This is a genomic window from Siphonobacter sp. BAB-5385, assembly GCF_002261125.1.
In the GTDB taxonomy this organism is placed as follows: Bacteria; Bacteroidota; Bacteroidia; order Cytophagales; family Spirosomataceae; genus Siphonobacter.
Map to the genome: position 1 here is coordinate 17,868 of NZ_NMPS01000220.1, position 13,667 is coordinate 31,534.

A 13,667-nucleotide genomic window follows, 5' to 3' on the forward strand; every position below is an offset into this window, starting at 1 on the left:
TTTTGTGATAGTTTGGTGTGGAATCTGTGATAGTTGCACGTGGAATCTGTGATAGTTTCTCAAGTTATCCACAAATAATTCATTGAATATCAATTACTTACAAGCTTTTTTTTTGCCGGAAATATTATTAAAATATAATATAAAAACATCAAACAAAGAATTGATGATGATTTTTGTAATTTTTCTGATGAAAAGAAAAAGCTGCGAGTAAAGCTGATGGGCTTAAGAGAAGACTTAAAAATAAAGGAGATTGAAATGGCTAGATAAAAGTTCCGGTGGGCGGGCACGTGCATTTTGTGATAGTTTGCCGGGATTCAATCTGATTTCATGCGATGGAAGAGGTGCAATCCCTGTTAATGTATTCATTATGAAGTTGAAAATACTCGCGGAGGCTACTAGTTAAAAGTCATTTTGAAAACTATCACAATTTGTGAGTAGCAAATAAATCTTTATAAAATCTGCGTTCTGATCAAATTCCTAGATGGGTAGAACATTTCGTAAACTGAGAAACTATCACAGATTGTTTTGTTACATTCTTGATAAACAGATAGTTATATTATTATTCTTCTATTCTTATCTGATTTTGAATGGATTTATAGCTGTTTATTAACTATCACAAATTGTTTTTGTAAAGCCTTGATTTGTAAGGACAAACCCATAGCAAAGGGTCAGTATTTATTCTAGTACAGTTATACACATGGTATACAGGAACTATCACAAATTGTTTGTGTAAAGTATTGATATACAGACAATTAAAGGTTTTATGCCCTGCAATTCCTTTGCATCAGCCGCATTTTGATAAAGATAAAAGTGTCACAAATTGTGATAGTTTTTTTTAGGGTGGTTCATGAGACCAAAGTGACACGCTGTCACTTTGGTCTCATGAATGAAAGTTTCCTGACTAGCTGATAATTAGGGCCTTCATTGGATTCGTGAACTATTTACGAGAGTAGTTAGATTGCTCTACCTATAAATACAACTATCACAATTTGTGGATATATAGTGCTGTTTTTCAGATAATTAAAATAACAAATTGTGATAGTTATGAGAAGTATAAGCCTCATCTCTTCACGGAAAGTGTCACAAATTGTGATAGTTTATGACTGTGCTGTCAACCAAAGGGACATGCTGTCACTTTGGTCGGAAGCGTAATTAGAGTAATGACTAACTAGTAGTCACCCCCTGCCCTGCTTACGATCGTTAATGATACGCTGTGGAACTTACTCAGATGGAAAAGGTTACTCTGGTTCGTGCGGAACAAAGCGTCACAAAAAAAGCAAAGTGACACGCTGTCACTTTGCTTTTGAATAATCATCCCATGGGACTTGCCCGATCAAAGTGACACGCTGTGACTTTGGTTGAGTAGTTGCTGATAGTAGTGTAATTGATCGAGTAACTGCTGACAAGTTTCTTTGGTCAACGGGCCTGCCGCCAGGGTGCGGATGGTCTGCTGAAGTTGTTGCCGTTCGTCGTGCTGGAGACTGGGGCGAGCCGCAACTTCCATTACTTCTTCGGGAGTACTGAGTAAGTGAGTCGGTGCTGCTTTGGCAACCGCATTGATCGAAGCTTTCGGTAATTTCTGCTTCCCGGTCAGAACCGCGTTTTTCAAATCGGGCGTTAACTTTTCCAGCCCAGCTGCAAAGTCACCGTCGCGTTTAATGGTCCGGCTACTTACGCCATATTCCTTGCCCAGTGCTGCGGATACGTTTTCATTTTCGGCAAACTGATTCCCACCCCGTGCGTTCTTCTGCTGTAAATAGCGTAAACCCCGCAGGTACGAAGCCTGCTCGGGACTCAGGTTCCGACGGCCTAACTGGTAATCAATCATGTAATCTTTTACTTCGGCAAGGGAAGTAAAATGTACCAGATTGATGCGAAAATCCAGGTGGTACCGCTGAGCGATGGCGTATCGGTTATGGCCGTCGATAAGAATGAAAACCGGCGTTGGCTGTTCACTGATTCCTGCCGTTGCAGCCGTGGTTTCCCAGATGGTCAGCGGATCCTTGATCCCGTGTTTAGTGATATTTTGTTCCAGCTGATGGGATTCGTCCGCGGTGAGGGGCGGAATAAGATCTTTTAATTCCGGCAGAACGGTAATCTGACTCTTGATATGTTCCTCGGAAGACAGGAGTGAAGGTTTCAGATCAGTCGTCTTTTCCTTCATTAGGTTCATGAAGTCTTTTTTCGCCATATCAGTGTTCAATTAGTTCGGTAGCCAGCTGGTTGTACTGCTGCCACGAAACCGATTTTGGAGAATAACTATACAAGTCTTCTTTGGCTACCTGCGATTGTTTGATAACCGTAGAGACCTCGATGATGGAACTGTAGATCGGGAAGTTTTTATAATTCTCCCGGATGTGAGCCATCATGCTTTTATGAACGCTCTGGTTTTTGTGAACCATCGTGAAAACAATGCCCTTCACGGAAAGCGTTGGATTGATATAGGTACGGATTTCAGCAATCCGGTTGAAAAGACTTTCTACCCCGTGGTACGCACTGGCTTCCGGTTGAATAGGCACAATACAGGAATTGGAAGCCACCAGTGAGCAGGTTGTACAAATGCCCAGGCTCGGTGGACAGTCAATGAGAATATAGTCAAACTTATCGCGGGCTTCTTCCAGCTTGAGAGCTAACCGGCGGTCAGCACCAATGGCGTTGGCCAGTTCGGATTCCTTATAAGCCATCCGAATGTCCGATGGCGTCAGGTACAGCGTCTCGGTAATTTGCAGCATGGGCAGGGGCGAGTTGTGCAGCAGAGCATCAATGATTTGCTCTTTCGGCTCGTGAATTCCAAAACACTGCGAAAGATTACCCTGAGAATCCATATCAATCAGTAGCACCCGGTTTCCGAGCAGACTCAGGGCCTTCCCCAGATTAATGACCGTCGTGGTTTTGCCTACGCCACCTTTGTGGTTGACAATGGAAATGATTTGGGCTTTATCGAACAGGGTTTCCGAATAACCGTACTTACGCAGGGCTTCATCCAGAGCCTGCAGGTGTTTGACCGGAATGTCTTTCTGTTCGGAAAGAGCTTTGTGAAGTGTTTTGGAAGGAATACCAGCTTCTTTTTCGATTTGAGAAAGGTTAAGAGCAGGTTTCGAACGTAGAAATCGAATCGCTTTTTCAGGCGTAAGCATAAGCTCAGGGATAAAATTTTCTCTTTGTCAAAAATAGAAAGAACTTTTTTTATCCCAAAAGAAAATGATTTTTCTTACCGAAGGCATAAAAAATCCCTCTTCAGGAGTTAAGCTGAACGAGGGATTTCCTTTAATTGAAAAAATTATTACGTCTGCAAAGCCTTCTTCAGAGCCACTTCATCGGTTAAATCCAGCCGTAAGGGCGTCATGGATACAAAACCATTTTCAACGGCCCAGCGGTCCGTACCTTCGTCCGCGGGCTCCAGGGGAGTAACCGTAAACCAGTAATGCCTCCGACCCAGGGGGTCCTGACCCGGAACAATGTAACCATCATATTGGCGTACGGATTGCCGGGTCCAGCGGAGATCAGTCGGTTCGGGAGGAAAGTTTACGTTGGTTAAATTAACTTCTTTATCCGCCAGTAATAACTCCAGGGTTTGTCGTACGAAGGGTTCCAGAACGTCAAAATCGGGTTCCGTATTTCCTACAGGGGTGCTCAGGGCAATTCCTTTGATCCCTAACAAAACAGCCTGTTTGGCCGCTGCTAACGTACCCGAATGCCACATGCCGTTACCCAGATTGGGTCCCATATTGATTCCGGATAGTACCACATCTACGTCCGTAAATAGGTGCGTACCCAGAGCTACGCAGTCGGCGGGCGTGCCGTTGACCCGGTGGGCCTGTATGTGATCCCCAAACGTAATGGGTGATTTTTAAAACTCAAGGGGCGGGAGTGCGTAACGGCATGGCCCATGGAAGATTGCTCGACATCCGGAGCAACCACGTATACTTCTCCAAATTCAGTAGCTACTTTAGCTAAGGCGGCAATGCCGGGGCTATAAATACCGTCGTCGTTGGTTACTAAGATTCGCATGATACATTCGATTGGTTGCGTATAGGGGAGTAACTGCTAGAAAACCGTTCAGAGGGAGATTGAGTAAGTTTGGGGTATCCATTAGACAAAATTTTAGGAAGGCTTTTGATCAGGCAGGTTAATGAATTTAACTCATACGTCATCGATTTGCCTTCGGGTATACTTTTAGTAGAAAATGACGCATGAAAAAGAAAGTACAACTCGTGCATAACCCAACCGCTGGGGACGAAGAACACGAAGCTCAGGATCTAATTGCTTTACTACAGAAAGAAGGCTACGCCTGCGAGTATACTTCAGCAAATGAGGAGAACTGGCCTTTGCCCGACTCCGACACAGGACTCATTGCCGTGGTAGGAGGTGACGGTACCATTCGTCAGGTGGCCAAAGCACTCGTACAGGGAGCATGGGCAGACAGCCATTTGCCTCTGGCCGTTATTCCCTGCGGAACGGCTAATAACATCGCCAAGTCATTGGGGATTTCGGCTCCAACCCGGCAGATTGTCCAGTCCTGGAGTCAGTGCCAGCCGCAGCCTTTCGACATTGGCAAGGTAGAGGGCTTGTCAGAAGAAGCGTTTTTTATGGAAGCCTTCGGCTTTGGCTTGTTTCCCGACTTGATGGATGCCATGAAAACGCTCGATAAACCTGAGAATCCTTCCGATGAACTGACCTTTGCTCTGGAGGTACTTCATGAGTTGATTGAAAAAGCGAAGCCCTGTCAGGCTCGACTGACTATCGATGGAAAGGTTTACGAAGGAAATTATCTTCTCATTGAAGTAATGAATATTCGCTCCATTGGTCCCAATCTGGCTCTGGCTCCGAATGCGGATTGGGGAGACGGAGCTTTTGAAATTGTACTGGTTTCAGAGGAAGACCGGAATGTTCTGGCTAAACATGTGCTGGATCAAAGCCACGGCATTCACGACGTTTTTCCTTTGCCCAGCATCATGGCCCGGGAGATTCGCATTGAATGGGCACAGACGAACGCCCATTGTGATGACGAACGCATCGAAGCACTCGGCCCCGTGCAGCTACAAATCCAGCCGGGCCGCTTACAGGTTTTACGTTAATGGCCCGGCTGGATTTGTAGCTGAATAATCAGTATACGGGAGCCTGTTTGGGCTCTTTTTTCTGGAAACTGTAGATCAGATAGATCAGGGCGGGCAGAATCAATACACTGCCCAGCAATAAAGCCAGGCCCAAAGCCTGAATGGTTTTATCCTGCCCCCGGTGCTCGAGCAGGGAGAGGTACCCGCCGCCTTTGAGTAGTACCAAGTTGGGAAAATGTCGGTAGGTGGCCACAAACAGAATCATCATAACCTGAAAGCCCGCCAGGATACGGAGTACCGTTCCTTTTCCATGCAGGAGCAAATACCAGAGTAACACCAGTGAAGCCGAGGCTGCCAGTACGCCCAGGAGACCCAGCGGATGACCGAACACCCAATCCATGAGCGGAATACCCTCCCAGTACGCCGCCAGGAAAACGAGTCCTCCGCAACCGACCGCCAGGATATTCATTCCTTTTACTTTGTCAACAAACTGCTGCCGTTCGCTGGGCGTATCCGTTTCGCCCACCAGATAAACGGCTGCCAGAAAGCCGCAAATGGCGACCGTGAACAAGCCCACGGCGACCGGAAAGGGGTGTAACCACGAAAAGATATACGCATCCAGAAAGGTGCGGGCCTGCGGATCAATGTGACGGGATACGGTACTTCCCGCAATGATGCCAAGAAACAGCGGAGTAATGACGCTGGAAATGCCAAAAATCCGATTGTAAAGGTGTTGCATGTCATCCACTACCGCGTCGTAATGCCGAAATGAAAAGGCAGTACCCCGGGCAATAATGCCTAACAGCATAATGGTCAGCGGGATATGCAAATGCACGGACATAGTCGCGTAGATGGCCGGAAACCCTACAAACAGAATCACAATGGCAATGATGAGCCACATATGGTTGGCTTCCCAAATCGGACCGATGGCTCGGTAGAGCGTTTTGCGGGTCTGGGTTTTATTGGCCCGCGAGGTGAAGACTTCAATGATACCCGCACCAAAATCGGCTCCGCCCAGCAGTAGATAGAGCAGGAGAGAAGCCCAGAGAAAAATGATGACAACGGTAAGCATAGGCCTGAGAATTATTAATGGTATTCCTTAACCCCCTGGGGACGATCGTAGAGCTGATCGACCATTTTAATTTGCCGATACAGCATAAAGACCACGACTCCGGCCAGCGACAGGTAGACCGCCGTAAACAGATAAAACGAATACGCAATACCCGGCATGGGCGTTACCGCATCGGCCGTACGCATGATGCCATAAATAATCCAGGGTTGGCGACCTACTTCCGTAACGGTCCAGCCCGCCTCCACGGCAATAAAACCGAGCGGAATGGCTACTACGAATAATTTGAGGAGCCAGGAACGGTCCGTTTTTTTCTTCCACAAAGCCCAGAGGTACAGCAGCGAAAGCAACAGCATGGCCATACCCAGCCCGACCATAATCTGAAAAGCATAATGCGTAATAGCCACGGGCGGATGAAAGGCTTTAGGAATCTGATCGAGGCCTTTTACTTCGGCGTCGAAATCGCCGTGGGCCAGGAAACTCAGTCCGCCCGGAATTTTAATAGCATAATTCACCCGTTCCGCATCCGCGTCAGGAATACCTCCAATGACCAGCGAGGCCCCTTTCTCGGTGTGAAAGTGAGCTTCCATTGCGGCGAGCTTGGCGGGTTGCCGCCGGGCTACATCCTTGGCCGAATGGTCGCCACTCAGGGGCTGCAGAATCGCTGCCAGGCAGGCAAACAGAGCCGCAATTTTGAAGGCCTTTCGGTGAAAATCAACATTTTTATTTTTCAGGATCATCAGGGCATGAACGCCTGCTACGGCAAAGCCCGTAGCGGCAAAGGCCGCCAGAGACATGTGCAGGGCCTGCGAAAACCAGGCTTTGTTGAACATGGCCTGAATGGGATCAACATTCAGGTATTGACCGTTAACAAAGTCAAATCCCGCCGGGCTGTTCATCCAGGCATTGGCCGCTACAACCAGAATACCGGAAGTTAAGCCGCTGATACCCACCACAACGCCCGTTACCCAGTGAAACCAGGGATTAAACCGGCCCCAGCCGTACAAGTAAAAACCCAGGGCAATGGCTTCGATAAAGAAAGCAGTACCTTCCAGGGAAAAAGGCATTCCGAAGATGGGCCCGGCATGTTTCATGAAGGTAGGCCAGAGTAGGCCCAGTTCGAAAGAGAGAACCGTACCCGATACGGCTCCAACTGCAAAGAAAATGGCCACGCCTTTGCTCCAGGCTTTGGTTACATTCTGGTAGACCATAGCATCCGTCTTCAGCCATAGGTAATGGGAAACAGCCATAAAAAGGGCATAACCATGCCAATACAGGAGAAGACGATGTGGAACCCCAGGGAAAGGGCCATCTGAGAACGGGCAGCTAGAAAATCATCCATGAGTTGTCAGTGTTGATGCGTAAACCCTCGCTGCAAAGCTCATAGGTATTGCCCGGAAATAGATGGTTTTTTTCACTTTGTCGGCAGTACCTGGCGGGGCTCAGGTGATGCGGGGCGTATCCAGTGCCTGTACCCATTCGCTGTGCGTGCAGACCGGGCAAACGTGATACGAATCTTTCGGTACGATTTCCTCCACCTGTCCGCAGAACGTACAAGCGTAAGTACCCGCTTGAGAAATACGTTCGGTTTTCCGATGAAACAATTCAGGTAAGATAGGAAGACCCATGCGGACTTCATCATCGGCGTAATAAAACACGCTCACCTGACCGTTGGGTTCGATGTAGGCCCGACGGATCTGTCCGAGGTGCTCGATACCGTGCAGGCGTAATTCCATCAGAAATTCATCCTGTCCAACGTCCTCCTTATCAAAATTCTGAATGGAAAACTGACCGTTCTCAAGGATCAGGATAGGTCGGCCCTCCAGCAGTTCCTCTACTTTCCGTGATTTGGCTGCCATACGGGTGATGAGCCGATAGGCCAGCAGCACGACTATAAAAACCACCAGGGGAGGCAACAAGCCAATATCATGGTAGAACATGGGGTCGCCCGCCGCCGAGCCCAGACCGATGACCAGCACCAGTTCAATGATGGAAAGCTGCTGTACGGCCCGCTTGCCGGTCAGACGCATGGTTACCACAATCACGATGAACATGATCAGGGTTCGCAACGTTACCTCCAGCAGAAATTGACCCGGTAAATCACCAAGCAGGATGCGGGACCAATCCTGAATATCGTAGTCGTTCATACAGCGTCATGTAGTAAGTACAGCCTACGCTTTCAGGTAAAGCTGGAACGTAGAGCCCTGGTTTTCCTGGCTACGGGCGGTAATCCGGCCCCCATGGTTTTCGACGATGTTGCGAACAATAGTCAGGCCTAACCCCGTACCCGTATACGTACTGCGGGAATGCAGGCGTTGGAAGGCTTCAAAAATTTTCTCCTGATACTGCTCGTTAAAACCAATGCCGTTATCAGATACCTCGATCCGGTAAAACGAATCAGCCCGATCCCGCAGGTAAATCTGGGGACCCTGAGAACGAATGTGGATGATGGGGCAAACACCCGGGGCAACGTACTTCAGAGCATTCGAAAGCAGGTTTTGAAACAATTGCCGCATTTGCCAGGCATTCGCCTGAATGTGGGGCAGGGGATCGATGGTTACGCTTGCCTGCTGTTGCCGAATGGGTACTTCCAGATCCGAGCAGACTTCCGTCAGAATCTGATTGAGGTCAACGGTTTCAAAAGTCGTCGATTCATTATTCAGTTGGGCGAAAGTAAGCAGATCGTCAATGAGTGAGCCCATCCGGTCGGTAGCCGAATGCATTTTGTCAATGAGTTCGGCACCATTACCCAATTTGGTCTGGTATTGCGTAGCCAGCAAATGACCGAAGTGTCTGATTTTCCGCAGCGGTTCCTGCAAATCGTGACTGGCGATGGAAGCAAACTGTTCAACGCTTCGTTGGATTGCTTGAGTTGCTGCTGGTTACGTTGGCTCTCGGTAATGTTAGTAAAGGTAATGGTAATCTGATCCGGTCCCTGGGCCACGGCCGAGACATCAAACCAAGCTTCCAGTCCGTTGCTGTCCCGGTAGTACTGAATGGCGTGTTCCGGCTGACCCGTTTCAGCTACCCGGGCGTACATATCGAATAAACCCGATTCTTTATTTCCCGGAAAAACGCTCATCAGGGTTTTCCCTACGATATTTTTCGGTTTAAGATAAAGATCCCGCTCGACGGTTGCATTGACATGTTCCATCAGGAAATCCGTAATCAGTCCGGGCGTATTCGGCTCCTGACGAAGGGCTTTCATCGAAATGATACTATTCGGCGAAGCATCCAGAATCGCTTGTAATACATGTGGCGAATCGGCTGCTTCCCAGAAAGTACAGAGTACCTGCGTACCGGCCATTTCGAGTGCTACATGCAGACACAGGTCCGGACGGATTTGCAAGCTTTGCTGAACGGGCTGTCGAGTATGAATAACCTGTGGACAAATACCCAGGAAAAAGGAATCGGGTACGTATGACCGGAATGAGGTTTCCTGCGTAGCTTGCAACAGGTGGCGGCCAGTTTCATTGATAAATACAAAGCGAAGATCCATGAGCTGTTCCGCAGCATACACTGGATCAAGCAAAGCGACCCCTGGTGAAAAAACGGAACTCTCAGGGAATCATTAGCTTCTGAAGTTATATCAATCTGGGGTGATTTCATCAGTCACATACGGGGCTACTCGTAATTTTCTAAAAAAATCGTACTAATTAAACGCGTACAGCCATTTGTCGGCGGCTAATTAAGTCTTTTTAAGCAATCCCACCATCCATCAGCGTACCTTTGTATTTTTGGTTTTGACACTCCTTACCTACATGGCCACGACCAAGTCTTCGGCAGCACTAACGTTCATCTTCATTACTCTTCTGATTGATGTTACGGGATTGGGAATCATTATTCCAGTGTTTCCCAAACTCATTGAAGAACTCATCCAGGGTAATATCAGTGAGGCCTCGCTGTACGGCGGCTGGCTGACTTTTGCCTACGCCATCATGCAGTTTCTCTGTGCTCCTGTACTCGGGGGATTAAGCGATCATTTTGGACGACGCCCCGTCCTGTTAGCTTCCCTGTTCGGCTTTGGTCTCGACTACATTCTGCAAGGTTTTGCCCCTTCCATTGGCTGGCTGTTTGTGGGCCGCATCCTGGCGGGCATTACCGGGGCAAGCTTCACGACGGCCAGTGCCTACATTGCCGATGTGAGTACGCCCGAAAAACGGGCTCAGAACTTTGGACTGGTCGGTGCGGCCTTTGGTGCCGGATTTATCCTGGGACCGGCCCTGGGCGGATTGCTGGGAAGTTTGGGGTCTCGGGTACCCTTCTTCGTCGCAGCAGCCCTGTCGCTGACTAACTGCCTGTACGGCTATTTTGTTTTACCCGAATCCCTGGCTCCGGAAAACCGGCGAACCTTCGAATGGAAGCGGGCCAACCCGGTAGGTTCGCTGCTGAGCCTGCGTCGGTATCCCATCATACTAAGTCTGACGGCCTCGCTGGTGTGTATTTACATGGCCAGTCATGCCACTCAGAGCACCTGGACGTACTTTACCATGGAAAAATTTCAGTGGACCGAAAAATGGGTAGGCCTTTCCCTGGCCTGTATTGGCTTGTGCGTAGGCATTGTACAGGCGGGTGTAATCCGGATTATTACACCGCGAATCGGCCCCCGGCGATCCGTATATGCCGGTCTGTTTTGTACCATTGTAGGGTTTACCTGTTTCGCCTTTGCTTCCGAGGGATGGATGATGTTTGTCTTCACCATTCCCTACGCCCTCGGCGGAATTGCCGGACCTTCGTTGCAGGGGATTATTTCGAGTCAGGTACCCGCCAACGAACAGGGCGAACTCCAGGGGGCTCTGACGAGTCTGGTCAGCGTAACTTCCATTATCGGACCGCCTTTTATGACGAGCCTGTTTTCGTACTTTACGCAGGCTTCGGCACCCCTATATTTCCCGGGTGCTCCGTTCGTAGCCGGAGCTATATTTGCCCTGTTTAGCGTGATTTTTGCGATACGAACGTTGCAGAAAACCGACGTTACCGTATCACCGAAGCCGTATGATCAAGAATAACGCGTAGTAATTCTTCGGGCTTGAAGGGTTTCAGTACCATATCATTCAGGCCCGAAGCTTTAATTCTTTCCGTAATCTCAGGGACGAGGTTCGCCGTTAACGCAATGATAGGCAAGGTATAACCACTCACGCGTAACTGCCGACTAGCTTCGTAACCATCCATAACCGGCATTTGCAGGTCCATCAGAATGAGCATGGGTGGCTCGGCCTTCACTTTTTGCAGGGCTTCTTCCCCCTGCGTTGCCGTAACGACCTCCGCTCCCCAACGTTTGAGAATACCACGGGCAGCAAGAATATTCATCGGCTGATCGTCAACCAGCAGGATTTTCAAGCCCCGTAAGGGCTGTTCGTCAGCCGCCGCCGCAGGATTTTTTTCCGCGGGCTTTGTGGCTGTATTGAAACGTTGGTGAAAATAAAACCGCGAACCCTGTCCCGGCGTACTGCTTAACTGCAAAGGCACGCCCTGTAACTCAAGCAAATGTTTACAAATGGCCAGACCCAGGCCGGTACCACCGAAGCTACGCGTCATGGAAGAGTCGGCCTGGGTGAAGCGTTCAAAAATAAGCTTCTGTTTCGCCTCGTCAATACCGATCCCCGTATCTTCCACGGAAAATTCCAGCAGAATGTCCGCTACGGATTGCTCGTGTACGTGAATGCCCAGTTGCACCCAGCCGCTTTCCGTAAACTTAAGGGCATTGTGTATCAAATTCGTAAGGACCTGCGAAGTACGCGTTGGATCACCTACAATCAGGGTATGCAATGCGGGATCAGCTTTGAGGTTCAGCTCCAGCTGCTTTTCGGTAGCGTAAGGCCGGTAGCTGGCCAGGATATTGCGGGCCATCTGAACCGGATCAAAAGGAATGGCTTCAAAAACGATTTTCCCCGCCTCAATTTTATTGAAATCCAGAATGTCGTTGATGATATTAAGCAGATTGTTCGCCGAAAAAAGCATCACGTCCAAATGCTGCTGCTGATCGGGGCGGGGGCGTTCGCCCAGCAGCAGGTGCGTCATACCGATGATGGAATTCAGCGGCGTTCGGATTTCGTGACTCATGGTACTCAGAAAATCACTCTTCACCCGTAATCCTTCTTCGGCCTGAAGCCGGGCCTGTTTCAATGTAAAGGCAAAGCGAAAAGAAAGAATGAGCGATTGCAGCAAAAAGAAACAGAGATAGCCAATAAACAGCAGTTGTTTCTCAGGGGTAGTCAGCCCAAAATACCGCAGGTTGATTACGGTGAAAACCACCATCAATACCCCCGTACTCAAAAGGGCGTAATAGGCTCCCAGACGGCGATGCCGGGCGGCTTGCAAATACACGTAGAAGGCATAAGCAATGTAGAGAAACATCAAAACCAGAAAGGGATTGATAAGTTGCGTGAAAATCAAAGGAGAACTTAGCAGCGTAATCAGAGCAAACAGGATACAAATTCCCGTCATACCCCGAATGATGATCTTATGGGTATCCAGTGGGTAAAGGGCCTGGGTATACTGCGTAAAAAAGGCGATTCCCAGAAACAGAGCCAGGTACTCCAGATGAAGTGTAAAGCTCCAGGAGCCTTCCGGAAACAGATCATGGATTTCGTACAGATCGGTACCCACAATGCGGTAACTGTAACAAAACGCAAACAGGGCAAAGTACAGAATGGCCTTATCGTGCTGACCAAACCGGAACAGCCCCAGAAACAGCAATCCACCCATGAGCAGAAAACCCGTTAGCAGCCAGTCAATGGCTTTCACCTGGCGGTATTCCGAAAGAAGCTTCTGTGCATCACCAAGCTGAATTTCCTGATACGTTCCGCCCTTCGAATGATGAAAGTTCGCTACCTGCAGCAGGAGCCGTAGCGTATCGCTGGTCTGACGGGGGAGCAACTGGCATTGGGAAGTCCAGAAAGGCACCGTGGTAGCCCGGCTCGTACCCGGCTGACCGTTATGCATCAGTTCCTCATCATTGATGAAAAGTCGGAAGGAACTGTAACAATCACCCATGGCCAAAGCCAGCCGCGGATGCCCGGCGGGTAAAAGCACGGTCAGTTCATACGTAGCGTAACCCTGACCCGTCAATGGTTTGCCCTGCCAGTGGGACTCATTAAACAGACTGGGGAAAGGAATATCTTCGGTACGGGAGACGGTCTGGCCGGGCGTACGAAGTTGCCCCCAGGTCCACTTCCATTCGCCATTGAGGGGTACTTTCGACTGCTCCAGGGAAGTATGGCGAAGGTCGAGTATACCTCTGACGGATTTCGGCTGAGCGTAGGCACCGGACAGGAAACCTACCCATGCCAGCAGCAACAGCAAGTAATATTTTTTCTTCATGACAGAAAATCTGCCGGGTGGCGGAATAGCAATGATTGTATGGCGGAATTCTCCCAACGGCTAATCATCCACCTGCGTAAACGGCTTTTGTACCGATCCGTAGAAGATATAAAGGAGTGGGAAATGGAAATAGTAAAGATAGTATAAAGATGGCTAATGGGCCGGATTTATACCAAGAGGTAAGGCTGGGTTAACACGATTTTTGTCAGCGTTTGGCG

Annotated in this window: 10 protein-coding genes and 2 pseudogenes; 2 read left to right on the plus strand and 10 right to left on the minus strand. The window is 48.9% G+C overall.

The window, feature by feature from the left end; genetic code table 11:
- Positions 1–1,333 precede the first annotated feature (1,333 nt).
- The 4 genes from BWI93_RS22915 to BWI93_RS29120 all read right to left on the minus strand — a co-directional run bounded on the left by BWI93_RS22915 (position 1,334) and on the right by BWI93_RS29120 (position 4,011).
- Positions 1,334–2,191 (minus strand): hypothetical protein, encoded by an 858-nt coding sequence (locus BWI93_RS22915; RefSeq protein WP_094815763.1) that lies wholly within the window; start codon positions 2,189–2,191, stop codon positions 1,334–1,336.
- Between the two features lies 1 nt (position 2,192).
- Entirely contained in the window at positions 2,193–3,137 is a 945-nt protein-coding gene (locus BWI93_RS22920; RefSeq protein ID WP_094815765.1) for a ParA family protein, read from the minus strand.
- A gap of 146 nt (positions 3,138–3,283) precedes the next feature.
- Positions 3,284–3,841 carry a 5'/3'-nucleotidase SurE gene (surE, locus tag BWI93_RS22925; RefSeq protein ID WP_369679212.1) on the minus strand — a complete coding sequence of 186 codons (558 nt, stop codon included), beginning with the start codon at positions 3,839–3,841 and terminating at the stop codon, positions 3,284–3,286.
- Positions 3,781–4,011, minus strand: a complete 231-nt coding sequence (locus BWI93_RS29120) for a 5'/3'-nucleotidase SurE (RefSeq protein ID WP_255158021.1) — start codon at positions 4,009–4,011, stop codon at positions 3,781–3,783. Before BWI93_RS29120 ends, surE begins: the two co-directional genes overlap by 61 nt.
- Before the next feature lie 182 nt (positions 4,012–4,193).
- Here BWI93_RS29120 and BWI93_RS22930 point away from each other — a divergent pair, with 182 nt between their 5' ends.
- Positions 4,194–5,078: a diacylglycerol kinase family protein gene (locus tag BWI93_RS22930; RefSeq protein WP_094815767.1), complete on the plus strand. Its 885-nt coding sequence runs from the start codon at positions 4,194–4,196 to the stop codon at positions 5,076–5,078.
- A 28-nt stretch (positions 5,079–5,106) separates the two neighbouring features.
- Here the strand turns inward: BWI93_RS22930 and BWI93_RS22935 are convergent, their stop codons facing one another.
- The 5 genes and pseudogenes from BWI93_RS22935 to BWI93_RS29795 form a co-directional block, all read right to left on the minus strand.
- Positions 5,107–6,129 (minus strand): cytochrome d ubiquinol oxidase subunit II, encoded by a 1,023-nt coding sequence (locus BWI93_RS22935; protein ID WP_094815770.1) that lies wholly within the window; start codon positions 6,127–6,129, stop codon positions 5,107–5,109.
- 14 nt (positions 6,130–6,143) lie between these two features.
- Positions 6,144–7,468 (minus strand): annotated as a pseudogene (locus BWI93_RS22940) (cytochrome ubiquinol oxidase subunit I).
- Positions 7,469–7,568: 100 nt separating this feature from the next.
- On the minus strand, positions 7,569–8,273 hold the full coding sequence (locus tag BWI93_RS22945; RefSeq protein ID WP_094815772.1) for a DUF421 domain-containing protein: 705 nt from the start codon (positions 8,271–8,273) through the stop codon (positions 7,569–7,571).
- A 24-nt stretch (positions 8,274–8,297) separates the two neighbouring features.
- Positions 8,298–8,945, minus strand: a complete 648-nt coding sequence (locus BWI93_RS22950; RefSeq protein WP_094815774.1) for an ATP-binding protein — start codon at positions 8,943–8,945, stop codon at positions 8,298–8,300.
- 83 nt (positions 8,946–9,028) lie between these two features.
- Positions 9,029–9,625 (minus strand): annotated as a pseudogene (locus tag BWI93_RS29795) (PAS domain-containing protein); the annotation flags it as partial.
- Between the two features lie 262 nt (positions 9,626–9,887).
- Between BWI93_RS29795 and BWI93_RS22955 the strand changes: the two are divergent.
- Entirely contained in the window at positions 9,888–11,135 is a 1,248-nt protein-coding gene (locus tag BWI93_RS22955; RefSeq protein ID WP_094815776.1) for a TCR/Tet family MFS transporter, read from the plus strand.
- Here the strand turns inward: BWI93_RS22955 and BWI93_RS22960 are convergent.
- On the minus strand, positions 11,101–13,449 hold the full coding sequence (locus BWI93_RS22960; RefSeq protein ID WP_094815778.1) for a response regulator: 2,349 nt from the start codon (positions 13,447–13,449) through the stop codon (positions 11,101–11,103). The genes BWI93_RS22955 and BWI93_RS22960 overlap by 35 nt on opposite strands.
- Positions 13,450–13,667 lie beyond the last annotated feature (218 nt).

Coding starts and splice junctions, on each gene's coding strand:
- BWI93_RS22915 (WP_094815763.1), bottom strand. CDS start 2,191: ATGGCGAAAAAAGACTTCATGAACCTAATGAAGGAAAAGACGACTGAT.
- BWI93_RS22920 (WP_094815765.1), bottom strand. CDS start 3,137: ATGCTTACGCCTGAAAAAGCGATTCGATTTCTACGTTCGAAACCTGCT.
- BWI93_RS29120 (WP_255158021.1), bottom strand. CDS start 4,011: ATGCGAATCTTAGTAACCAACGACGACGGTATTTATAGCCCCGGCATT.
- BWI93_RS22930 (WP_094815767.1), top strand. CDS start 4,194: ATGAAAAAGAAAGTACAACTCGTGCATAACCCAACCGCTGGGGACGAA.
- BWI93_RS22935 (WP_094815770.1), bottom strand. CDS start 6,129: ATGCTTACCGTTGTCATCATTTTTCTCTGGGCTTCTCTCCTGCTCTAT.
- BWI93_RS22945 (WP_094815772.1), bottom strand. CDS start 8,273: ATGAACGACTACGATATTCAGGATTGGTCCCGCATCCTGCTTGGTGAT.
- BWI93_RS22955 (WP_094815776.1), top strand. CDS start 9,888: ATGGCCACGACCAAGTCTTCGGCAGCACTAACGTTCATCTTCATTACT.
- BWI93_RS22960 (WP_094815778.1), bottom strand. CDS start 13,449: ATGAAGAAAAAATATTACTTGCTGTTGCTGCTGGCATGGGTAGGTTTC.